Raw genomic sequence first — 20,692 nt, forward strand, 5'->3', positions numbered from 1 at the left:
AGGTTCGTTTTGGCGTTCCCCAGAGGGGCGTCCGGGTGCAAGGCGTCCCAAAGCGTTTTGTCGGCTAACCGGAAGCGTCGCTGAAAGCCTTGTGCAGCATGGCTTCCGCATGGTTTGGCCGATGTGAGTTCACTGGCGTCGTAACAACGGTGCTCAGGCGCTAGCCGTTGACGAGCCGGCTATGCTTTTTGCTGGTCCGCGCCGCAGCGCGTCGAGCACACGCGGGGGAATAGCGGCCGGGAGAAGGGTCGCGCCGTCCACGCAACCCACACGGATGTTGCCCGTGGCGAGCAGCGCGCCGTCGCGCCACGCTTCCTGTGCGAAGTCGACCGAGGCGCGGCCGATTCGCTCGATACGGCTCAAGGTCGTGATGACGTCGTCCAGCCGGGCCGGCGCCCGGTAGTCGACGGCAGTGCTGCGTACGATGAAAAGCGCGCCGGCTTCTTCGGCGAGCCTGTGCTGGTCCACGCCGCATGCGCGCAGCCACTCGGTGCGGGCTCGCTCGAAAAACTTCAGGTAATTCGCGTAGAACACGATGCCGCCCGCGTCCGTGTCTTCGTAGTACACGCGGATCGGCCACATAAAACCGGTCCCTGTACCGGACTGGCTGGTCGACATATTCATGCCGCGCATTCTACCGGAACGAAGAGGCATGTTGCTTTTTCGCTGCAAACCGCCCGGAATGCCGCTTTTGCGTCTGCCGGAGCGGCCAGCACAGTGACATGCCTCCACGCTGCGCCTTCGTGCCTTATCCGCGGTGGATCGTGAGCCCGGCGAACGATTGAGCGACCGGCATCAACTCGATCGTGTTGATGTTCACGTGGGCCGGACGCGTTGCGATCCAGTAGATCGAATCCGCGATGTCTTCCGGCGTGAGCGGCTGCACGTCCTTGTAGACGGTCGCGGCCTTCTCGTCGTCGCCGCGAAAGCGCACGTTGGAGAACTCCGTGCCGCCACACAGACCCGGTTCGATGTCGGTGACGCGTACCGCCGTACCCGCAAGATCTGCGCGCAGATTCAGGCTGAACTGGCGCACGAAGGCTTTTGTGGCCCCGTACACGTTGCCGCCGGGATACGGCCAGGTCCCCGCCACGGAGCCGAGATTGAACACGTGGCCGCGGTTGCGCTCGACCATGCCGGGCAAGAAGGCGCGCGTCACGTGCACGAGGCCGGTGCAGTTGGTATCGATCATGGTTTGCCAGTCGTCGAGCAGGGCGCGCTGCGCCGGCTCGAGCCCCAGCGCGAGGCCGGCGTTGTTGACGAGTACGTCGACCGCGGCGAATTCAGCGGGCAGGGCAGCCGGAGCGGCTGCGACCGCTGCGCTGTCGCGCACGTCGAGCTCGAACGGCAGAACCTTGTCGCCCAACTCGGCGCACAGCGCGTCGAGGCGGTCTTTGCGGCGCGCGGCGGCTACCACGCGGTGACCACCCTTCACAAAGGCGCGGGCGATGGCGGCGCCGAATCCTGCGGACGCCCCGGTAACGAACACGATCATGGCTGCTCCTCGTCGATATAGGACGAATTAACGAAGGCCAAAGCCTACTTCCAATGCCGCGCTGCGGCAATAAAGGCCACGTCGGGCGTGGTGCGGCGGCGCTCACGGCCCGTGAAAAGCGCGCTGACACCCTCGGTTGCCTATTGCCGGCGCTTCCAATAAACTAACGCGCTCGACCCTGCGTGACTGGCGATAGAACCCTTCAGGGTTCAAGGTGGAACGACCCACCGTGAAGCGCAGGGAGCCGTTTTGCCGTTCGCCTGGGCAGCCGTGATCCGCGCGCCGATGTATGCGCTGCCGGTGGCTGTCCTGCCTCGTGTGTGGCACCTCTTCATCCGCCACGTCAAGGCTGGCTCCTCCGCCAGCAGCGCCGCGTACCCGCTACGCGTTTCGCGCGAAATCCGGTCAACCTGAACACACTTAACGGAACCCGTATGTTTGACAGAGCCGAAAGCACCATCGCCAACGTCGATCCCGAAGTCTGGGCGGCGATCGAACAGGAAAACCGCCGTCAGGAAGACCACATCGAACTGATCGCGTCGGAAAACTACACGAGCCCGGCGGTGATGGCCGCTCAAGGTTCGCAACTGACGAACAAGTACGCGGAAGGCTATCCCGGCAAGCGTTACTACGGCGGCTGCGAGTACGTGGACATCGTGGAGCAGCTCGCGATCGACCGCGTGAAGCAGCTCTTCGGCGCCGAAGCCGCGAACGTGCAGCCGAATTCGGGTTCCCAGGCCAATCAGGGCGTGTTCTTCGCCATGCTGAAGCCGGGCGACACGATCATGGGCATGAGCCTCGCGCACGGTGGCCACCTCACGCACGGCTCGCCCGTCAATATGTCAGGCAAGTGGTTCAACGTCGTGAGCTATGGTCTGAACGAAGCGGAAGACATCGACTACGACGCCGCCGAAAAACTCGCGAACGAGCACAAGCCGAAGCTGATCGTGGCCGGCGCATCGGCGTTCGCGCTGCGCATCGACTTCGAACGTCTTGCGAAGATCGCAAAGAGCGTGGGTGCCTGGCTGATGGTGGACATGGCGCACTATGCGGGTCTTGTCGCCGCGGGCGTCTATCCGAACCCGGTGCCGCACGCCGACTTCGTGACCACGACCACGCACAAGAGCCTGCGCGGCCCGCGCGGCGGCGTGATCCTGATGAAGGCGGAATACGAGAAGGTGATCAACTCGGCGATTTTCCCCGGCATCCAGGGCGGTCCGCTGATGCACGTGATTGCGGCGAAGGCCGTGGCGTTCAAGGAAGCGCTGTCGCCCTCGTTCAAGGCGTATCAGCAGCAGGTGGTGGAAAACGCGCGCGTGCTGGCCGAAACGCTCGTGAAGCGCGGTCTGCGCATCGTGTCGGGCCGCACCGAAAGCCACGTGATGCTGGTGGACCTGCGTCCCAAGCACATCACGGGCAAGGCGGCGGAGGCCGTGCTCGGCGCGGCACACATCACCGTCAACAAGAACGCGATTCCGAACGATCCGGAAAAGCCGTTCGTGACGAGTGGCATCCGCCTCGGTTCGCCCGCCATGACGACGCGCGGCTTTGGCGCGAAGGAAGCCGAGCAGGTAGGCAACCTGATTGCCGACGTGCTCGACAATCCGGAAGACGCGGCCACGATCGAGCGCGTGCGCGCCCAGGTGGCGGAGTTGACGAAGCGCTTCCCCGTCTACCGCTGATCGGTCATGCGCTGCCCCTTCTGCCGTCATGAAGACACGCAGGTCATCGATTCCCGCGTGTCCGAAGATGGCGCTGCCATTCGCCGGCGCCGTCGCTGCTCGGCCTGCGACAAACGTTTTACGACGTACGAGCGGGTCGAGCTGGCGATGCCGGCGGTGGTCAAGAAGGACGGCAGCCGCACTGAATTCGACCGGCGCAAGATTGTTGCCAGCATGAAGCTGGCGTTGCGCAAGCGTCCCGTCTCCGCGGACGCTATCGACGCCGCCGTGGCCCGTATCGAATATCAACTGCTCGGCAGTGGCGAACGCGAAGTGCGCAGCGAACGGCTTGGCGAACTGGTCATGAACGAGTTGCGCGAACTCGACAAGGTCGCGTTCGTGCGCTTCGCTTCGGTGTATCGGCGCTTCGAAGACGTGTCCGAATTCGAGGACGTGATCGAGGAGTTTCGCCGGATGGCTGGGCCGGCTGCGCCGGACAAGCCTGGTCGCAAGCGCTGACGGTTCTTCCTTCCTCATTCGCAGTTCCTCTCTCTTCTCTGGCGCCGGCCGACGCTACCGGCATGAGCACACATTGTTGTGCGTCGGTCGCCTGCTTACCACCTGGCCGTTCGGCCGATTGTGGCGTGTGTCCGTCTGCCGCTAGATTCACTGCATCCTTTTTTGTGGGGACTGCGGATGAATCGGTACGCCACTCACTTTCTTCAGGCTCGCGCCTTCACGCTGACTGAAACGCTCGTTGTCGTGGTGTTGCTTGCCGTGCTTGCCGTTGCGGCGACCCCCGGCATCGTCGCCTGGCGGGCGCGCGATCAGGTAGACGCGCGTGCGCGGGTCTTGCTTGGCACGTTTGCTTACGCACGCAGCGAAGCGGTCCGGCGAGGCGCACGCGTCACGGTTTGCCGCGCGGATGCCGGCGGCAACTGTCTTGCCGCAGGGGCGGCTTGTCCCTCAGGCGCCGCCGACTGGTCGTGCGGTTGGGCCGTGACGGTGACGCAGGGTGGAGCCGTGTCGGCGCTTCGCATTCAGGCTGGCTTGCCGTCCGTGAGTGTGAGTGGCGCACTGACGGCGATTGCATTTACGCCACCGGCAGGGCAGGCGATCGGCAGCTTGCGCAACTTCGAACTTTCTCCTCGACCCACAACAGCTGCAACGAGTGGCAACCGTTGGCGGCGCTGCATTCGCATAGCGGCAGGCGGCCGCGCGCGGATGACTGAGGGCGCGTGCGGAGCATCGTCGTGAATTCGGCCCGAAGAGCACTCAACCGCGGGACGTCGCTGATCGAAGTCATGCTTGCCGTCGCGCTCACCGCTGTCTCGGCACTCGGGCTCATGGCGACGCAGCTGTGGATTGCGCGGCATGGGCATGACTCGGAACTACACGAGCGTGCGGCCCTGATCGCCGATGCGGTGGCGGAATCCACGCATTCGTCCGACGCATCGGATGCCATCAATAGAGCGGCCGTTGAGCAATGGAAGCGTCGCGGCGCAGACACCGCGCCCGGAGCGGCGGTATCTGTTCTGCCGAGCGGCAACGCGTCTGTTGCAATGGTCATGTGGCCCGCTATCCGAAACGCGTCAGCCGCTGGCCAGATCATCGATCCGGCCACTGAGTGCGGCGACGCGCCAGCGCCGCCGGGCATGGCGTGCGTGGCCATCGCGTTTGCGCAATGAGGCCGCCCATGCACCGTATTGGCGACCACGCACGAGGCTCGGCCAAGGTCCACACAAAGAGTCGTCCGAAGGGCCACACGTTGCTCGAGCTAACGATCGCGATCGCGCTTGGTCTCGCCATCACGATGGGCGCCGTTGCGCTGTACCGGTCGCAGCGAGCGGCGTTCACCGCAGCCGCAGATCAGGAGCGAATGCGCGAAGCCGGCATGGCGGCACTCGTGCTGATTGGCGATCAGATCCAGATGGCGGGCTTCGTGCCTGCCCCCACGCCTACGGGCCAGGTGGCCATGCCGCTATTCGGTTGTGCCGGTGCGCGCCCCATCGGCCCCGACGACGCGCTCGCCTGCGAGGCGCTACCGGGAAGTGCGAGCTCGGACGGTCTCGCTGTGCGCTACATCGGCGACGGGGTATCGACGTGGCCTTCGGCGACTGGGCAGCCGACCGACTGTCTGGGCCAGTCCGTGGCGGACTCCGAAGCTGGGCTCAACGCGGGTTCCGCCACGATCGTCAACCGCTACTACGCGAAGACAAGCAGTTCGACCGGCGAGCCGGAACTCTATTGCGAAGGGACCGGAAGACCAGGCGTTGCTCAGCCTCTCGTCGAGGGTGTGGAACGACTACGCGTTCGCTACTGGCTTGCCGGTGTGCAGGAGGCGGTCGAGGCTTCCGCCGTGGCGCGTGATCAGTGGAGCCGCGTGGTCGGCGTGGATGTGTGCGCACAGGTGCGTGGCAGCTCGACCGGACGCCGCGTGCGCTATGTGGACTGCGATGGCGTTCCGGTTGAGCCCTCGGACGGGCGGGCGCGAACCACCTTTTCGCGTTACGTGACGGTTCGCAACAGTCCGGCGAAATCGCCATGACGAACCGCTCTCGCATGCCATGCCTGCAGCGGCAAACGCAGTCTGCGAACCCGCCGCGTTCCGCCTATGCGGCAACGCGGGTCTGCCGCGCCGACGGGTCAAAGCGTGGCGCAGCGTTGCCCGTCGTGCTGGTGGTGATATCGACCATGCTGGTTTCATCCGCGGCATGGCTCGAGATGTCGTTGATGTCTTCGCGACAGGCGAGCGCGGTTGCGGATCATCTCCAGGCGTTTCACGCTGCGGACGCAGCGCTCACGGTTTGCGCGCGAAGACTCGTTTCAAGTCGTCGCGCGAATGGCGACGCAACGCTCGGAGCGAGCCTTGCGCAAAGCGACCCGCAAAACTGGAAGAGCGAGACGTGGTTCGAGTCCAATGCGTTCGCACCTGTCCCGCAGTGGCCGGGGTCGGTCACACCGCCGCAGTGTGCGGTTGAAGCTTGGTCCATTCCCTCGCGTCCGCAGGCCGAGGCATTCGCCGTCACGGCGAGGGGATATGGCGCAACGCGCGAGACCCAGGCGTGGCTTCAACTGCAACTCGTGATCGAGGATGGCCACGTGGAGCGGCACTGGCGGCGTATTGCCGCGCGGCCGTTTTAACCGGAGGAGACAAGCGGGATGAGACCGAACGCAGTACGTGCCTTCACGCTGCTCGAACTTGCCATTGCGCTGGCGATTGCCGGGGTGCTCGCTGCATTCGCGATTCCTTCGTACCGAAGTCAGGTGGCAAGGGCACATCGGGCTGATGCGGCCGCAGCGCTGTATCGCGCTGCACAGTTCGTCGAAGCAGCGGCACCGGCCAGCATTCAGGAATTGCCCGCGGGCCTGGATCAGGCGCCGTCGTCGGGTGCTGCAATCTACAAGCTTCGCCTGCTGGCCGCCGACAACACCAATGGAGGCTACGCGATCGAAGCGGAGCCGGCCGACGCAGGGCCGATGCACGGCGACGCGTGCGGCACCTTCGCGCTGGAAGCAACGGGCCGTCGGTCGAATCATGGCGGGCCGGGAACAGGCACGACTAGCACGGATGATTGCTGGAGCGCCAGATGAGCCCACGATACGAACAGGCATGGGCGGAAACGGTGTCTCGCCCGCATCCTCTGCCGCCGATGAACGCGGGCAGGGAATGCGGCGAGCCTATGCCCGTGAGCAGCGTCGCCCAGGCAGACGCAGGGGCGACGCCAGGCTATTCCGCAAGGCCCACATCACCGTCTGCGGCGTCGGCCGAGTCTTCGGCTTCGCGCTTTTCCGCCTGGATCTGCCGCCAGATGCGGAATGCTTCCCACGCACCCAGCGCGACGGCGCCCCACTTGAGCGCCGGCTTTGCGCCCTTGGCGATGCCCGCACGGAGCGGCTTGGCGAGCAGCAGCGAAAGGAGCGAGCCGACAAGCGGATGGTCCCGCAGCAGCAGGCCAATGCCCGCGCCTTTTGCGCCGCCTTGCCCGAACATCGGCAAGAGGAATCGCAGCCAGCGGAAGTGCGTCACGGCGTGTTTCAGTTCGAACGTCGCCTCGGCGAGTTCCATGCGCTCCACGTCGGCACGCACGAGCAACAGTTCTTTGCGCAATGCCCGCAGTTGCGGCGCGGAGAGGTCCTTCGGCGGAGGACGTTTGGGACGAAAGGCGGTGTCCGGTCGGTTCTGGCTCATGGCGAGGGCGGAGGAAAAAAAGTTGAGGCGACGGATTCAGGAGCGGACCCGGCTACCGGTTCAGGCGGCTGGCGAGACGGCGGCCTCGCCAGCGCCGATGCAACGCGCGAACGCAACACATGGACGCAATGCAGTACGCAACACATGAAGGCCAGGGCGAGCGCACGCACCCGCCCTCAGTCTTTCCTGAACAACTCGCGGTCCTTTTCGAACTCGGCGAGGGTGGATTCGAACACGAGCGGCGCGTTGCGCAGTCCGTTGCGCGCCTTGAGCGCGCAGAACAGTGCGGCGATTGCGTACACCGCCGTGATCGCGGCTAGCGCCTGCCAGCGCCAGGTGTCCCAGAACGCGATGGCCACCAGTGCCGTGAGCGCGATCAAGGCCATCGTGGCCAGCATCATTGCGGCGAGTCCGAGGAACAGCACGCCGAGCAGGCGATCTTTCTCCTCGGCCAGCTCGATGCTGATGAGCTCGAGCCGAGTATGCAGGATGGAAAATATGGAGCCGACTATGCGGCGCACCGGACCGTGACCCGCACGTTGCGATTGAGTATCTGTCGTCATGGCGAGAGTGCGTTGCGCGCGTCTGGGCGCGAGAAGATGCGGACCGGCGCGCAATCGGCCGGCACGAGAGCGCGGCGGCGCACCGGAGCGAAACTCCGGCGGCCACGCCGTGCGTTACTTGCGGTTGATCAGCAGGCCGATCAGCACGCCGACGCCGGCGGCGATGCCGATCGAAGACCACGGATGTTCGTGCACGTAGTCGTCGGTGGCGCGGGCCGCCTTCTTGCCTTTCTCGATGACCACGACCTGGACGTCGGCGGCCTTTTCCTTCGCCTGTTTCAGACGGGTGAGCGCGGTCTCGCGCAGTTCGGAGGCTCGCTCGCCGGTGGCGCTCGCGGCCTGCTTCAGCAGGTCTTCAGCGTCCGCGAGAACAGTTTTGATATCCGACATCAGTCTCTCCTTGTTGACTTCTGACATTGACAGCTCCCTTCGGGTCACGCTACGCATGAATCGTAGTCAAAGAAACGATCGGTGGCGAGCAAGCCGCACGGCACGTGCCGGGGGCGACGCAGGATCCGTTCCTGCCGCCACAGGCTGCCCGGTCCACCGTTGACCATTGATGATCCCATGACGGAGTGGATCTGTCCCGCAAAGTTTCCCTCATCGCGCCCGAAATTACAAAATCTCATAAAGTAGTGACGCGATGTTTGTTCGTGGTGCGGGTCGGCGCTCGTATGCTGTAAATTTATCAGTCCGCCCAGGGCGTTCCTGGACGGGCACGAACCCATCAAGGAGCCGCATCATGAGTCTACGTCTTGGCGACATCGCGCCCGATTTTGAACAGGATTCGACCATTGGCCGCATCAAGTTTCATGAGTGGCTGGGCGATAGCTGGGGCGTGCTGTTCTCGCATCCCGCCGATTTCACGCCGGTGTGCACGACGGAACTCGGCCTGACCGCGAAGCTCGCCAGCGAATTCGAGAAGCGCAACGTGAAGACGATCGCGCTCTCCGTCGACAACGTCCAGTCGCACAAGGACTGGATCAACGACATCAACGAAACCCAGGCCGCGAGCGTCGGCTTTCCGATTCTGGCCGACGGCGATCGCAAGGTCTCGCAGCTGTACGACATGATCCATCCGAACGCGAACGAAACGCTCACGGTGCGCTCGCTCTTCGTGATCGATCCGAAGAAGAAGGTGCGGCTCATCATCACGTATCCGGCCAGCACGGGTCGTAACTTCGACGAAGTGCTGCGCGTCATCGATTCGCTGCAACTCACCGACAACTATCAGGTTGCCACCCCCGGCAACTGGAAGCAGGGCGAAGACGTGGTGATCGTGCCGTCGCTGCAGGATCCGGACGTGATCAAGCAGAAATTCCCGAAGGGCTACAAGGCGCTGCGTCCCTACCTGCGCCTGACGCCGCAGCCGAACAAGTAAGCGACAAGGCCGCGCATCACAATGAAAAAGCCACGCCGGCGAACCGGCGTGGCTTTTTTCTATGCTGCTACTAACGACGCATCAGCAACGCGGTGGCCCACCACCACACCACACGAGCGAACCTCCCGCAAACACGCTCGCGCACGGGCCTTCAACTCAGAAAAATGCCTGAATCCCCGTCTGTGCGCGGCCGAGAATCAGCGCGTGAATGTCGTGCGTGCCCTCATAGGTATTCACGACTTCGAGGTTCACCAGATGCCGCGCCACGCCGAATTCGTCCGAGATGCCGTTGCCGCCCAGCATGTCGCGCGCGAGCCGCGCGATGTCGAGCGCCTTGCCGCATGAATTGCGCTTCATGATCGAGGTGATCTCCACGGCCGCCGTGCCTTCGTCCTTCATGCGTCCGAGGCGCAGCACGCCTTGCAGGCCGAGCGTGATTTCGGTCTGCATGTCGGCAAGTTTCTTCTGCACCAGCTGATTGGCGGCGAGCGGACGACCGAACTGCTTGCGGTCCAGCACGTACTGCCGCGCCGTGTACCAGCACGATTCCGCCGCACCCAGCGCGCCCCACGCAATGCCATAGCGGGCCGAATTGAGGCAGGTGAACGGGCCGCGCAGGCCGCTCACGTTGGGCAGCATGTTCTCCTGCGGCACGAACACTTCGTCCATCACGATTTCGCCCGTGATCGACGCGCGCAGCCCCACCTTGCCGTGAATGGCCGGCGACGAAAGTCCCTTCCAGCCTTTCTCCAGAATGAAGCCGCGGATGGTGTCCTGGCCGTCTTCCTCGAGCTTCGCCCAGACCACGAACACGTCCGCGATCGGCGAATTGGTGATCCACATCTTCGCGCCCGAGAGCGAGAAGCCGCCGTCCACCTTCTTCGCGCGCGTGACCATGCTGCCCGGGTCGGAGCCGTGGTTGGGCTCGGTCAAACCGAAGCAGCCGATCCATTCGCCCGTGGCGAGCTTCGGCAGGTACTTCTCCTTTTGCGCGTCCGAGCCGAATTCGAAGATCGGCACCATCACGAGCGACGATTGCACCGACATCATCGACCGGTAGCCCGAATCGATGCGCTCCACTTCGCGTGCGATCAGCCCGTAGCTCACGTAGTTGAGGCCGGGGCCGCCGTACTGCTCGGGAATGGTCGGGCCGAGCAGGCCCAGCTCGCCCATCTCGCGGAAGATGCCCGCGTCGGTGCGTTCGTGGCGGAAGGCTTCGAGCACGCGCGGCGCGAGCTTGTCCTGCGCGTAGGCTTGGGCGGCGTCGCGCACCATGCGCTCGTCCTCGGTGAGCTGCTGGTCGATGAGCAGCGGGTCGTCCCAGTGGAAGCGGGCGGTATCGGCCATGACGTCTCTCCTCGATCTGGCTGGAATCGTGCTTGACTGAAGTTCCGCTATGCGGAACAATGTTTTGCAAATCAGCGCTCAGTGTACACGCGTTGTGCGGCCTATGCAGCTACCTGACGTTGACCGGCCAGACCCCTGTTCCTGCATCCGCCGCATTCATCGCTCGCCGCCATGTCCAGCTCGTCCGACATCACCGCACCCGATTCCTCCGCCCCCATCGACGAGCGCAAATTCGTCGTCGCGCTTGCCCGCGGGCTCGATCTGCTGCGCGCGTTCCGTCCGGGCGAGACGCTGCTCGGCAATCGCGATTTCGTCGAACGCACGGGGCTGCCCAAGGCCACCGTCAACCGGCTCGCCTACACGCTGACCGTGCTCGGCTATCTGCGTTTCGACGAGGCGCTGGGCAAGTACGCGTTGGATGCCGGCGTGCTCTCGCTCGGCTTCGCGCTGCTCTCGGGCACGGACACGCTCGAACTCGCCCGGCCGCACATGCGCACCTTCGCACGCGAGGTGGGCGCGGCGGTTTCGCTGGGTTGCCGCGATGGCCTCGACATGATCTATCTCGACACGATTCGCAGCGAAACGGCGCTCACGCTCGGGCTCGCGCCGGGTTCGCGGCTCTCGATGCTCACGAGCTCCATGGGCCGCGCGTATCTCGCCGTGCAGCCGGAGGACGTGCGCGCGTCGTTGCTCGTGGAGTTGAAGAAGGCGGCGGGCAAGGGCGGGGCGGCGCAGGTCGCGGCCGCGCAGCACGAGATCGACGCGTTTGCGGGCGAGGGCTGCTGCTATTCGTTTCGCGACTGGCACGACGACGTCAACGCCGTCGCGGTGCCTTTGCGGGAGCCGCGCGATGGTCGCTTGCTCGTGCTGAGTTGCAGCGGCCCGGCGTCGTCGATGGATGAGGCGGTGTTTCGCACGCGCGTGGCGCCGAAACTCAAGGCGCTGGCGCGAAAACTCGGCGCGACGGGCTGATACGTCCGACACCTGCGGCACGTGCGTTACGTGCGATACGTGCGATACGTGCGATACGTGCGATACGTGCGATACGTGCGATACGTGCGATACGTGCGATACGTGCGATACGTGCGCCCGAAAGACGCCACGAAGAAGAAAACGGCTCGCCCTTTCAGACGGCCTTGTTGCTGTGCAGCGCGAAGAGTGGCCCCTGCACGAAGCGGACGTCGTACTGCTGGAGCAGATCGAACTGCGCCGCATCGCGCACGCCGCTGAAAATGAGCGGAATGCGCAGCTTTCCCGCGTAGCCCACCAGCGGCTTCACCATCGAATCGCGCAACGCCGCGGCTGCGTCCATCTTGATGAAGTCGAGCCGCGCCATGTCCGACACCGACAGAATCTGCCCGGCGTTCGGCAGATTGCCCGCCACCTTGAACCCGTAAAGCTGATAGCTCTTCGTGAGATAGCCGAGAAACGTCTTGTGCGCCACCGCCGCGGGCGGCAGCTCGATCACGACGCGCGCCGGATTCAGTCCGAACGAGACGAGCACCGTCGAGAAGTGCCGCCCGTGGTCGTACTTCACGCTCTTCAATAGCCGCTCGTGCACGCGCAGGAACAGCAGTCCGTGTTGCTGCGCCCCGAAGAAATTGATGGCGTGCATCGCGCGCGCCATACGGTCGAGCGCAACAAGCTGCTGGTCGTCGGTCGCGTAGTCGAGCGGCTCGAATGGCTCGGGCCGCTCGCCATCGGTGCGCTTCGTGATGGCCTGAAAGCCCAGTTCGTCGCCGAACCGGTCGGCGCTCTCCGGTTCGGACGAGAGCGACTGCGCGAGCCCATGCACGCTGATGTCGAAGATGGGCTCGTAGGCGCTGCCGATCTCCACGCCGCCGAAGTGCGCGACCGCATGCCCCTCGTGCGCGCCGGTACCCATGGCGAGGTGCTCGCCGAGGAATGGATGCTCCGCGGCACGGGCGACAAGTTCTGAGGTGGTGAGGGCAATCATCGTGGTGGGTGTGGGCTTGAAAGGCGCATGGTGAGGCGCATTCGGGCCGCGCAGCAGGGCCCTCGGTTGGGCCGCGGGACGGGCCGCTTTATGCGTCGATGGTAGCAGTCTGCGCTCGCGGCACATGGACTTATTGGTCATATCCATATCGGTGTCGCGGCCTTCCGGGTGCAGGCCAGGGTTTACGTTGATTTCACTAAACGTAATTCGTTTTACTATGCGTAAATTGCGCCGCTGCGACACATAGGCGCACCCGAGAGACTCCACAAAAGCCCCCCACAAAAGCCCCCGAAGCGAGGAGACGCATCGATGACCCCCACCCCCGGCTTTTCCCCCGCGCCACGGCAATCGCAGGCTCCGGCCGCAACGCTCGACGTGGAGCGCGTGCTTGCCGAAGCGCATCGCCCCGGCTTCCAGGTCTTGCTGCTCGTGCTGTGCGGACTGTGTCTCGTGATCGACGGTTTCGACGCGCAGGCCATGGGCTACGTGGCGCCCAGCGTGATTGGGGAATGGCATGTTTCGAAGACCGCCTTGGGCCCGGTTTTTAGCGCGAGCCTCTTCGGCATGCTGCTCGGCGCGCTCGGGCTTTCCGTGCTGGCCGACCGTATCGGACGGCGTCCGGTGCTGATCGGCGCCACGGCGTTCTTCGCCGCCGCGATGCTTGCCACGCCGTTCGTGACCACGATTGCCCAGCTCATGGTGCTGCGCTTCGTCACGGGCCTTGGCCTTGGCTGCATCATGCCGAACGCAATGGCGCTGGTCGGCGAGTTCTCCACGCCCGCGCATCGCGTGAAGCGGATGATGCTGGTCTCCTGCGGCTTCACCGTGGGCGCGGCGCTGGGCGGCTTCGTGAGCGCCGCGCTGATTCCCGCCTATGGCTGGCGCGCGGTGTTCTGGGTGGGCGGTGTCGTGCCGTTGCTGCTTGCCATCGCGATGGTGGCGGTGCTGCCGGAGTCGCTGCAATTCCTCGTGCTCAAGGGCCATGTTGCGCGGGCCCGCCGCTGGCTCGCGAAGTTCGACCCGACGCTCGCCGTGTCCGAGGCAACCCGTCTCGTCGTGCGCGAGAAGGCCGATGCCGGCGCGCCCGTGGCCGAACTCTTTCGCGCCGGCCGCGCGCCCGTGACGCTGATCCTCTGGGGCATCAGCTTCATGAACCTGATCGATCTGTACTTCCTCTCGAACTGGCTGCCCACCGTGATGCGCGCAGCGGGCTATACGCCTTCCACGGCGGTGATCGTCGGCACCGTGCTGCAGACGGGCGGTGTGATCGGCACGCTGCTGCTCGGCTGGTTCATCGAGCGGTTCGGTTTCGTGCGCGTGCTGCTTGCGTGCTTCGCGGGTGCGGCCGTGTTCGTGGGCGCGATCGGCAGCGTGGCCCACATGCTGCCCTGGCTGCTCGTCGCCGTGTTCGCGGGCGGCTTCTGCGTGGTGGGCGGACAGCCTGCCGTCAACGCGCTCGCCGGCCACTTTTACCCCACCACGCTGCGCTCCACCGGCATCGGCTGGAGTCTCGGCATTGGACGCGTGGGCTCGGTGATCGGGCCGCTCGTCGGTGGGCAGCTGATTGCGCTCAACTGGTCCAACGCGGCGCTGTTCCATGCCGCGGCTGTGCCCGTGCTGTGCTCGGCGCTGCTCGTGGTCGTGCTCGCCAGCCTGTCGCGGCCGGGCACGAGTGCCGCCGTGGACGCCGCGTGACTTTCGCTTGAACCCTCGGCTTGATCCCGCAGCCTGAACCCTCGGCCTGAACCCGACCCATATCGCCTGAATTTTCATTGTTCCAGGGAGAACCGTTCCCATGACCCAAGCTCAACCGCTTCGACACGAGATCGAACCGGGCTACCAGTCCGGCTTCGCCAACGAATTTGCCACCGAAGCGCTGCCCGGCGCGTTGCCTGCGGGCCGCAACTCGCCGCAGCGCGCGCCTTACGGGCTCTATGCCGAGCAGCTTTCGGGCACGGCGTTCACCGCGCCGCGCTCGCACAATCGCCGCACGTGGCTGTATCGCATCCGTCCCGCCGCGATGCACCAGCCGTTCACGGCGTTGCCGTCGGAGCGTCTTGTCGCCGACTTCGGCACGGTGCCGCCCACCTCGCCGAACCAGCTGCGCTGGGACCCGCTGCCCATGCCCACCGCGCCCACCGACTTCGTGGACAGTTGGGTCACCATGGCCGGCAACGGCTCGGCCAACGCGATGAGCGGCTGCGCGATTCATCTGTACGCGGCGAACCGCTCGATGAAAGACCGCTATTTCTACGACGCCGACGGCGAACTCCTGATCGTGCCGCAGCAAGGTCGCCTCGCCATCGCCACGGAAATGGGCCGGCTCGACATCGAGCCCTTCGAGATCGCCGTGATTCCGCGCGGCGTGCGCTTCACGGTGAGCCTGCCCGATGGCGAGGCGCGCGGCTACATCTGCGAGAACTTCGGCGCGTTGCTGCGCCTGCCGGATCTCGGGCCGATCGGCTCGAACGGGCTCGCGAATCCGCGCGACTTCCTCACGCCGCACGCGGCCTACGAAGACCGCGAGGGCGCCTTCGAACTCGTCGCGAAGATGGATGGCCGCCTGTGGCGCGCGGACATCGGACACTCGCCGCTCGACGTCGTTGCATGGCACGGCAACTACGCGCCGTGCAAATACGATCTGCGCCGCTTCAACACGATCGGCTCGATCAGTTACGACCACCCGGACCCGTCGATCTTCCTCGTGCTCCAGTCGCAGAGCGACACGCCCGGCGTGGATGCAATCGACTTCGTGATCTTCCCGCCGCGCTGGCTCGCCGCGGAAGACACGTTCCGTCCGCCCTGGTTCCACCGCAACGTGGCGAGCGAGTTCATGGGCCTCGTGCACGGCGTCTACGACGCGAAGGCCGAAGGCTTCGTGCCGGGCGGCGCGAGCCTGCACAACTGCATGACGGGCCACGGGCCGGACGCCGAGACGTTCGAAAAAGCCTCGGCCATCGACACCTCGAAGCCCAACAAGGTGGCTGACACGATGGCCTTCATGTTCGAAACGCGCACGCTGATCCGCCCGACGCGTTTCGCGCTGGAGACCGCGCAGTTGCAGGCGCATTACTTCGAATGCTGGCAAGGCCTCAAGAAGCACTTCAACCCGGAGCAACGATGACCTACGCGACACCGTCCGCCGCCGCGGAAGCCCTCAAGGCGACGCTCGATCCTTCGCGAAAGAGCTGGATCGAAAGCGCTAACCATCCGTTGTGCGACTTCTCCATCCAGAACCTGCCGTTCGGCGTGTTCAGCGACGCACGCAACGCACTTAATGGCCGGCGCCGCGTGGGCGTGGCGATTGGCGACGCCATCGTCGATCTGGCCGCGCTCCACGACGCAGGTTTGCTCACATTGCCAGGCTTGTCGGCCGATGCGGCGCGCGAGGTTCTGGCTGCCGCCACGCTGAACGCGTTCATGGCCGCGGGCCGCGACGTATGGCGCAGCGTGCGCATCCAGCTGAGCGACCTGCTCGCGCGCGATAACGACAACGCCGCGCTGCGCGACAACGCCGCTTTGCGCGAGCGCGTGCTGGTGCGCATGGCTGACGCCACGCTGCATCTGCCCGTCGACATTCCGGGCTACACGGACTTCTATTCGTCGAAGGAGCACGCCACCAACGTCGGGGCCATGTTTCGGGATCCGAAGAACGCGCTGCTGCCGAACTGGCTCGAAATGCCGATCGGCTACAACGGGCGTGCGTCGTCGGTGGTGGTGAGCGGCACGCCGGTGCGCCGCCCCAACGGCCAGCTCAAGTTGCCCGAGCAAGAGCGCCCCGTATTCGGCGCGTGCCGCAAGCTCGACATCGAACTCGAAACGGGCTTCTTCATCGGCTGCGGCAGCGCGCTCAGCGAACCCATCGCATGCGAGACTGCCGAGGACCACATCTTCGGCATGGTGCTGCTCAACGACTGGAGCGCGCGCGACATTCAGCAGTGGGAATACGTGCCGCTCGGTCCGTTCAACTCGAAGGGCTTCGCGACGACGATCTCGCCGTGGGTCGTGACGCTCGACGCGCTCGAACCGTTTCGCGTCCAGCAGCCCGCTCAGGAGCCGGAGCCGCTCGCCTACCTGCGCCACGGCGGCCGCCACGCATTCGACATCGCGCTCGAAGTGCGGCTGCGTGCCGAGGGCGCGCGCGAGGCCACCACGATCTGCCGCACGAACTTCCGCCACATGTACTGGACGATGGCGCAGCAGCTCGCGCACCACACGGTGGCCGGTTGCAACATGCGCGTGGGGGATCTGATGGGATCGGGCACGATCAGCGGGCCGACTGAGGACTCCTCCGGCAGCCTGCTGGAACTCACGTGGAACGGCCAGCGGCCCGTCGCGCTGAAGGAAGGCGGCACGCGCAGCTTCATCGAAGACGGCGACGAACTCACACTGGCGGGCTGGTGCGAGGGCGAAGGGTATCGCGTCGGCTTCGGCACCTGCGTGGGGATGATCTTGCCGGCGTTGCCTGTGGGCCAGTAAGCGGCGGGGCGGGGTTTTGCCTCGCCTTGCAATCTATGCGTGGGGCCTGCGCGGCTCGGCTCCGCGCTGGCATTGCCTCGAGCCAATCGAGGCTTCACCACAGCATCGCCTCGACCCAATCGAGGCCCCACCGCCGCCTCACCTCACTGCGCGACCTGCGCCCCGCCGCGCCGCTTCTCCAGCACCGCTGCGACGAGGAACGCCAGGGCGCCCGCGAACAGCACGCCGATGAGCGCGTCGTTGCCCACGCGCTTCATCAGCGCGCCCGCGATCAGCGGGCCGCCAAAGCTCGCCGCGCTCCACGTGGCACCCAGCAGCGCACTCGCGGACACCAGCGCGCCGCCGCGAAAGCGTTCGCCGCATGCGACCACGGCGAGCGTATAGACCGCGCCCGCCGCCGCGCCCAGCACGAACAGCAGCGGCCAGCGCAGCCACGACGCGCCCACGGTCCAGGGCAGCAGCGGCAGAAGCAGCAGCACCACGAGCCCCGCGCCGAGATGCACGCGCTCGCGGCCCAGGCGGTCCGCGAGCCAGCCAATCGGAAATTGCAGCATCGTGTCGCCCGCGAGCGTGACGGAGGCGAACAGTACCGCCACGCCGCCCGGAATGCCGTGCGCCATCGCGAAGAGCGGCATCAGCGAAAGCGCGAGGGTGTCGAAGAGCGCGAAGAACGCTGTGGCGAGTACGAGCGCGGGCATGAGCGGCAGCACGTGACGCCAGGTGCCGTGCGGCTCGTGCCCGCCCGCTTGCCGCGGTGTGGCGCGGATGGTGGCCAGCATGGGCAGCGCGGTCACGAAGATCGCGCCGCACAGCACGAAGCGCCACGCCGTCAGATTCGCGATCTGGCTCACGAGCACCGGCCCCGCCATCTGGAACAGCGTGAACGTGGTGGCGTAGACGGCGACCACGCGGGCGCGCGTGGCGTCGTTGGCCAGCTCGTTGACCCACGCTTCGCCGATCGTGAAGAGCAGCATCAGCGCCGCGCCGCAGAGCGCGCGCAGCGCGGCCCAGACCCACAGGTCGGGCGTTGCCTGCATGAGCGCCGTGGCCGCGGCCACCACGAGCACGGCACCGAAGATCACCTGCCGTCCGCCGAAGCGCTGCGTGATCCAGGCCGTGACGGGCACCACGAGCAGACCGCCGCCGGCCTGGGCCGCGGTGAGCAGACCGACGACGTCTGTGCCGTAGCCCGCGTCGGTGAGCGCGAGCGCGGTGAGCGGAAGCGTGGCGCCGGAGCCGAGCCCGACCACGGCCACGCTGAGAATGAGCGCGAAGAAATCGCGAGTGAGGATCGCCTTCATCGGGCGGCATGCTACTACGGGAACGGGCGCGAGGCCCGCGGCGGGTGCTGTCCGCTACGCGCAGGTAGTCGGCCCGGCAACCGGCACCCGTTGCGCGCGCCGCTCCAGCGTCGCCGAAACGAACGTGAGCGCAAGCGCCCCCACCGCCATCGAGACGCCCACCCACGGCAGCGAAGTGAGCGGCGCGCCGGCGCCGATGGCGGCGCCCCCCAGCCACGCGCCCGTCGCGTTGCCCAGGTTGAAGGCGCCCTGGTTGAGCGTGGAGGCGAGATTGGGCGCATGGCTCGCACGATCGACGATCAGCATCTGCAGCGGCGGCACGATCGCGAACGCGAGCACGCCCCACACGAACACGGTCGCCATGGCGCCGACGGCCGAATGCATCGTCACCGCGAACACCGTTTCGATCGTCGCGATCAACACGAGCACGGTGAGCAGCGACGGCATGAGCCGCCAGTCCGCGAGCCGGCCGCCCAGCGTGCTGCCCACCGTGAGCCCGAGGCCGAAGAGCAGCAGCACGAGCGTGACGGCGTGCGGCGTGAAGCCTGTCACGTCTTCGAGAATCGGCGTGATGTAGGTGAACACGGAGAAGAGACTCGCCGACGCCAGCACGCTGATGCCGAGCACCATCAGCACCTGCGGATTCTTCAGCACTGTGAACTCGTGCACGAGGCTCGCCTTCTGCATTTCGATCTTCGCGGGCAGGCAGACGGCAAGCGCGATGGCCGCCGCCACGCCGATGCCCGTCACGGCCCAGAACGTGGCGCGCCAGCCGGCCAGCTGACCCAGCGCGGTGCCGAGCGGCACGCCCAGCACGTTGGCGAGCGTGAGCCCGGTGAACATGAGCGCGATGGCCTGCGCACGGCGATTCGGCGCGACGAGCCCCGCCGCGACCACGGACCCGATGCCGAAGAACGCGCCATGGCAGAACGCCGTGACGATGCGTGCGGCCATCAGCACCGCGTACCCGGGCGCGATGGCGCACAGCAGATTGCCCACGATGAAGATGCCGATGAGCCGCATGAGCGCCTGCTTGCGCGGCATGTTGGCCACGACGATGGCGACGATGGGCGCGCCGATCGTCACGCCGAGCGCATAGGCCGACACGAGCATGCCCGCGGCCGGAATGGAGACGGCGAGGTCGCGCGCCACGTCGGGCAGGAGCCCCATGATGACGAACTCGGAGGTGCCAATGCCGAATGCGGCAACGGCAAGAGCAAGCAGGGGCAAGGGCATGATGGCGCGGCCGTGGGCGTGGGGTGCGTGGGAGTTGCGGGGAGGCGGGCGCTCGCGCGTTCTCGGGACAAGGAAGCGGGCGACGGCCAGGTGAAAATCAGTAGGGGATTTTACCTAAGCCGAAAACACGTTGAAGCGCACGTTGAAGCGGCGGCTGAAGACTGTTGTTTTTCACCTAATCCATTCATCGGAAAGGGTTTTCACAGGCCTTCCGGCATTCGGGCTGCGGCTGTCCAGGGCCAGGGACCTCGACCGCCGCAGCCCGATCACGGGCCTTTGTCATCGAACTCTTTGCCGTGCCGTCCCGCGCCTGCCGAGAAGCGTGCCGCGCCGGCCGCGCCTTCTTCGATCAGCGCCTGGTAGCCGCCGGCGCCTTCGCGGCGCAGTGCTTCGGCCATGTCGTCGAGCGGGCTGTTTTCCAGCGCCGAGCGGCGGTCCGCGCGCAAGGCGCCTTGCGGCAGGGCGGCGAGTTCCGCCGCGAGTTGCTGGGCCGCTGCGAGCGCCTCGCCTTTCGGCACGACGCGATTCGCCAGCCCGAACGCGAGCGCTTCATCGGCGTGGATGGCCCTGCCGGTCAGGATCAGATCGAGCGCGCGGGAGAGCCCGATGAGCCGCGGCAGTCGTACCGTCCCGCCATCGATCAGCGGAATGCCCACACGCCGGCAGAACACGCCGAGCACTGCGTCGGCCTCCACCACGCGCAAGTCGCACATGACCGCCAGTTCGAGCCCGCCCGCCACCGCGTAGCCGGTAATCGCGGCGATGACGGGCTTCGAGCGCGTCATGCGCGTGGGCCCCATCGGGCCGGGGCCGCTGCCGTCGGCATGAATCTCGTTGCGGCGCGCGTCGTCGGCGAGCGCCGTGAGATCCGCGCCGGCGCAGAACGTGCCGCCTGCGCCGAATAGCACCGCCACGTGCCAGGCGGCATTTGCCTCGAAGCGGCGAAACGCGGCGGCGAGCGCCTCGGCGGTCGGACGGTCCACCGCGTTGCGGCGCGCGGGACGGTCCAGCACGATCGTGGCCACTGCATCGGTCGCTTCGATTCGCACGTATTCGCTGAAGGTTTCGCAGATCATGCCG

At 66.0% G+C, this 20,692-nt stretch carries 22 protein-coding genes and 1 riboswitch; of the genes, 12 read left to right on the plus strand and 10 right to left on the minus strand.

Annotation, left to right across the window (positions count from 1 at the left end):
- Positions 1–153 precede the first annotated feature (153 nt).
- Entirely contained in the window at positions 154–633 is a 480-nt protein-coding gene (gene ybgC, locus PKKP23_RS10485) for a tol-pal system-associated acyl-CoA thioesterase (protein WP_126876897.1), read from the minus strand.
- Between the two features lie 115 nt (positions 634–748).
- Positions 749–1,495, minus strand: coding sequence for a bifunctional NADP-dependent 3-hydroxy acid dehydrogenase/3-hydroxypropionate dehydrogenase YdfG (ydfG, locus tag PKKP23_RS10490; RefSeq protein WP_126876821.1), 747 nt, complete (start codon positions 1,493–1,495; stop codon positions 749–751).
- Between the two features lie 172 nt (positions 1,496–1,667).
- A riboswitch (ZMP/ZTP riboswitch) is annotated at positions 1,668–1,768 on the plus strand.
- A 161-nt stretch (positions 1,769–1,929) separates the two neighbouring features.
- Between ydfG and glyA the strand changes: the two genes are divergently transcribed.
- The 7 genes from glyA to PKKP23_RS10530 all read left to right on the plus strand — a co-directional run bounded on the left by glyA (position 1,930) and on the right by PKKP23_RS10530 (position 6,750).
- Entirely contained in the window at positions 1,930–3,177 is a 1,248-nt protein-coding gene (glyA, locus tag PKKP23_RS10500) for a serine hydroxymethyltransferase (protein ID WP_114809115.1), read from the plus strand.
- A 6-nt stretch (positions 3,178–3,183) separates the two neighbouring features.
- Positions 3,184–3,675, plus strand: a complete 492-nt coding sequence (gene nrdR, locus PKKP23_RS10505) for a transcriptional regulator NrdR (protein WP_017772901.1) — start codon at positions 3,184–3,186, stop codon at positions 3,673–3,675.
- 177 nt (positions 3,676–3,852) lie between these two features.
- Positions 3,853–4,413 carry a GspH/FimT family protein gene (locus PKKP23_RS10510; RefSeq protein WP_126876822.1) on the plus strand — a complete coding sequence of 187 codons (561 nt, stop codon included), beginning with the start codon at positions 3,853–3,855 and terminating at the stop codon, positions 4,411–4,413.
- On the plus strand, positions 4,410–4,844 hold the full coding sequence (locus PKKP23_RS10515) for a type IV pilus modification PilV family protein (RefSeq protein WP_240658882.1): 435 nt from the start codon (positions 4,410–4,412) through the stop codon (positions 4,842–4,844). Before PKKP23_RS10510 ends, PKKP23_RS10515 begins: the two co-directional genes overlap by 4 nt.
- 8 nt (positions 4,845–4,852) lie before the next feature.
- A complete protein-coding gene (locus PKKP23_RS10520; protein ID WP_126876824.1) occupies positions 4,853–5,704 on the plus strand; it encodes a PilW family protein in 852 nt (283 codons plus the stop codon).
- On the plus strand, positions 5,701–6,300 hold the full coding sequence (locus tag PKKP23_RS10525) for a pilus assembly PilX family protein (RefSeq protein WP_240658883.1): 600 nt from the start codon (positions 5,701–5,703) through the stop codon (positions 6,298–6,300). Before PKKP23_RS10520 ends, PKKP23_RS10525 begins: the two co-directional genes overlap by 4 nt.
- A gap of 18 nt (positions 6,301–6,318) precedes the next feature.
- Complete coding sequence (locus PKKP23_RS10530; protein ID WP_126876825.1) at positions 6,319–6,750, plus strand: type IV pilin protein; 432 nt, start codon at positions 6,319–6,321, stop codon at positions 6,748–6,750.
- Positions 6,751–6,886: 136 nt separating this feature from the next.
- Here the strand turns inward: PKKP23_RS10530 and PKKP23_RS10535 are convergent, their stop codons facing one another.
- The 3 genes from PKKP23_RS10535 to PKKP23_RS10545 all read right to left on the minus strand — a co-directional run bounded on the left by PKKP23_RS10535 (position 6,887) and on the right by PKKP23_RS10545 (position 8,328).
- On the minus strand, positions 6,887–7,348 hold the full coding sequence (locus PKKP23_RS10535; protein ID WP_126876826.1) for a DUF3318 domain-containing protein: 462 nt from the start codon (positions 7,346–7,348) through the stop codon (positions 6,887–6,889).
- Between the two features lie 176 nt (positions 7,349–7,524).
- The gene (locus PKKP23_RS10540) at positions 7,525–7,911 is read right to left on the minus strand and encodes a phage holin family protein (RefSeq protein WP_017772908.1); all 387 of its coding nucleotides are present in this window, start codon (positions 7,909–7,911) and stop codon (positions 7,525–7,527) included.
- A 114-nt stretch (positions 7,912–8,025) separates the two neighbouring features.
- Complete coding sequence (locus PKKP23_RS10545; protein WP_026121058.1) at positions 8,026–8,328, minus strand: ElaB/YgaM/YqjD family protein; 303 nt, start codon at positions 8,326–8,328, stop codon at positions 8,026–8,028.
- Positions 8,329–8,653: 325 nt separating this feature from the next.
- Here PKKP23_RS10545 and PKKP23_RS10550 point away from each other — a divergent pair, with 325 nt between their 5' ends.
- Complete coding sequence (locus PKKP23_RS10550; RefSeq protein WP_126876827.1) at positions 8,654–9,292, plus strand: peroxiredoxin; 639 nt, start codon at positions 8,654–8,656, stop codon at positions 9,290–9,292.
- Between the two features lie 156 nt (positions 9,293–9,448).
- Here the strand turns inward: PKKP23_RS10550 and PKKP23_RS10555 are convergent, their stop codons facing one another.
- Positions 9,449–10,639 (minus strand): acyl-CoA dehydrogenase, encoded by a 1,191-nt coding sequence (locus PKKP23_RS10555; RefSeq protein ID WP_126876828.1) that lies wholly within the window; start codon positions 10,637–10,639, stop codon positions 9,449–9,451.
- A 171-nt stretch (positions 10,640–10,810) separates the two neighbouring features.
- Between PKKP23_RS10555 and PKKP23_RS10560 the strand changes: the two genes are divergently transcribed.
- Entirely contained in the window at positions 10,811–11,611 is an 801-nt protein-coding gene (locus tag PKKP23_RS10560) for an IclR family transcriptional regulator (protein ID WP_126876829.1), read from the plus strand.
- Positions 11,612–11,765: 154 nt separating this feature from the next.
- On the opposite strand, the gene PKKP23_RS10565 is transcribed toward PKKP23_RS10560, so the two are convergent.
- On the minus strand, positions 11,766–12,596 hold the full coding sequence (locus PKKP23_RS10565; RefSeq protein ID WP_126876899.1) for an EAL domain-containing protein: 831 nt from the start codon (positions 12,594–12,596) through the stop codon (positions 11,766–11,768).
- 309 nt (positions 12,597–12,905) lie between these two features.
- Between PKKP23_RS10565 and PKKP23_RS10570 the strand changes: the two genes are divergently transcribed.
- The 3 genes from PKKP23_RS10570 to fahA all read left to right on the plus strand — a co-directional run bounded on the left by PKKP23_RS10570 (position 12,906) and on the right by fahA (position 17,075).
- Positions 12,906–14,291, plus strand: coding sequence for an MFS transporter (locus PKKP23_RS10570; RefSeq protein ID WP_017772914.1), 1,386 nt, complete (start codon positions 12,906–12,908; stop codon positions 14,289–14,291).
- Positions 14,292–14,391: 100 nt separating this feature from the next.
- Positions 14,392–15,720, plus strand: coding sequence for a homogentisate 1,2-dioxygenase (gene hmgA / locus PKKP23_RS10575; RefSeq protein ID WP_126876830.1), 1,329 nt, complete (start codon positions 14,392–14,394; stop codon positions 15,718–15,720).
- Positions 15,717–17,075 (plus strand): fumarylacetoacetase, encoded by a 1,359-nt coding sequence (gene fahA, locus PKKP23_RS10580; protein WP_161978094.1) that lies wholly within the window; start codon positions 15,717–15,719, stop codon positions 17,073–17,075. Before hmgA ends, fahA begins: the two co-directional genes overlap by 4 nt.
- A gap of 143 nt (positions 17,076–17,218) precedes the next feature.
- Here fahA and PKKP23_RS10585 read toward each other — a convergent pair whose 3' ends face one another.
- The 3 genes from PKKP23_RS10585 to PKKP23_RS10595 all read right to left on the minus strand — a co-directional run bounded on the left by PKKP23_RS10585 (position 17,219) and on the right by PKKP23_RS10595 (position 20,688).
- Positions 17,219–18,376, minus strand: a complete 1,158-nt coding sequence (locus tag PKKP23_RS10585) for an MFS transporter (RefSeq protein ID WP_126876832.1) — start codon at positions 18,374–18,376, stop codon at positions 17,219–17,221.
- Positions 18,377–18,430: 54 nt separating this feature from the next.
- Positions 18,431–19,612, minus strand: a complete 1,182-nt coding sequence (locus PKKP23_RS10590) for an MFS transporter (protein ID WP_126876833.1) — start codon at positions 19,610–19,612, stop codon at positions 18,431–18,433.
- A 266-nt stretch (positions 19,613–19,878) separates the two neighbouring features.
- Positions 19,879–20,688, minus strand: a complete 810-nt coding sequence (locus PKKP23_RS10595; RefSeq protein WP_126876834.1) for a crotonase/enoyl-CoA hydratase family protein — start codon at positions 20,686–20,688, stop codon at positions 19,879–19,881.
- Between the last annotated feature and the right edge of the window lie 4 nt (positions 20,689–20,692).

Source organism: Paraburkholderia kururiensis JCM 10599 = LMG 19447, from assembly GCF_003986935.1.
GTDB classification, from domain to species: Bacteria; Pseudomonadota; Gammaproteobacteria; order Burkholderiales; family Burkholderiaceae; genus Paraburkholderia; species Paraburkholderia kururiensis.

Excerpts from the sequence above, each read along its gene's own strand:
- PKKP23_RS10585 (WP_126876832.1), bottom strand. The coding sequence starts at position 18,376 with ATGAAGGCGATCCTCACTCGCGATTTCTTCGCGCTCATTCTCAGCGTG.
- ydfG (WP_126876821.1), bottom strand. The coding sequence starts at position 1,495 with ATGATCGTGTTCGTTACCGGGGCGTCCGCAGGATTCGGCGCCGCCATC.
- PKKP23_RS10535 (WP_126876826.1), bottom strand. The coding sequence starts at position 7,348 with ATGAGCCAGAACCGACCGGACACCGCCTTTCGTCCCAAACGTCCTCCG.
- PKKP23_RS10555 (WP_126876828.1), bottom strand. The coding sequence starts at position 10,639 with ATGGCCGATACCGCCCGCTTCCACTGGGACGACCCGCTGCTCATCGAC.
- PKKP23_RS10520 (WP_126876824.1), top strand. The coding sequence starts at position 4,853 with ATGCACCGTATTGGCGACCACGCACGAGGCTCGGCCAAGGTCCACACA.
- PKKP23_RS10545 (WP_026121058.1), bottom strand. The coding sequence starts at position 8,328 with ATGTCAGAAGTCAACAAGGAGAGACTGATGTCGGATATCAAAACTGTT.
- PKKP23_RS10590 (WP_126876833.1), bottom strand. The coding sequence starts at position 19,612 with ATGCCCTTGCCCCTGCTTGCTCTTGCCGTTGCCGCATTCGGCATTGGC.
- PKKP23_RS10510 (WP_126876822.1), top strand. The coding sequence starts at position 3,853 with ATGAATCGGTACGCCACTCACTTTCTTCAGGCTCGCGCCTTCACGCTG.
- PKKP23_RS10595 (WP_126876834.1), bottom strand. The coding sequence starts at position 20,688 with ATGATCTGCGAAACCTTCAGCGAATACGTGCGAATCGAAGCGACCGAT.
- glyA (WP_114809115.1), top strand. The coding sequence starts at position 1,930 with ATGTTTGACAGAGCCGAAAGCACCATCGCCAACGTCGATCCCGAAGTC.
- PKKP23_RS10570 (WP_017772914.1), top strand. The coding sequence starts at position 12,906 with ATGACCCCCACCCCCGGCTTTTCCCCCGCGCCACGGCAATCGCAGGCT.
- hmgA (WP_126876830.1), top strand. The coding sequence starts at position 14,392 with ATGACCCAAGCTCAACCGCTTCGACACGAGATCGAACCGGGCTACCAG.
- PKKP23_RS10530 (WP_126876825.1), top strand. The coding sequence starts at position 6,319 with ATGAGACCGAACGCAGTACGTGCCTTCACGCTGCTCGAACTTGCCATT.
- fahA (WP_161978094.1), top strand. The coding sequence starts at position 15,717 with ATGACCTACGCGACACCGTCCGCCGCCGCGGAAGCCCTCAAGGCGACG.
- ybgC (WP_126876897.1), bottom strand. The coding sequence starts at position 633 with ATGCGCGGCATGAATATGTCGACCAGCCAGTCCGGTACAGGGACCGGT.
- PKKP23_RS10525 (WP_240658883.1), top strand. The coding sequence starts at position 5,701 with ATGACGAACCGCTCTCGCATGCCATGCCTGCAGCGGCAAACGCAGTCT.
- PKKP23_RS10540 (WP_017772908.1), bottom strand. The coding sequence starts at position 7,911 with ATGACGACAGATACTCAATCGCAACGTGCGGGTCACGGTCCGGTGCGC.
- PKKP23_RS10560 (WP_126876829.1), top strand. The coding sequence starts at position 10,811 with ATGTCCAGCTCGTCCGACATCACCGCACCCGATTCCTCCGCCCCCATC.
- nrdR (WP_017772901.1), top strand. The coding sequence starts at position 3,184 with ATGCGCTGCCCCTTCTGCCGTCATGAAGACACGCAGGTCATCGATTCC.
- PKKP23_RS10550 (WP_126876827.1), top strand. The coding sequence starts at position 8,654 with ATGAGTCTACGTCTTGGCGACATCGCGCCCGATTTTGAACAGGATTCG.
- PKKP23_RS10565 (WP_126876899.1), bottom strand. The coding sequence starts at position 12,596 with ATGATTGCCCTCACCACCTCAGAACTTGTCGCCCGTGCCGCGGAGCAT.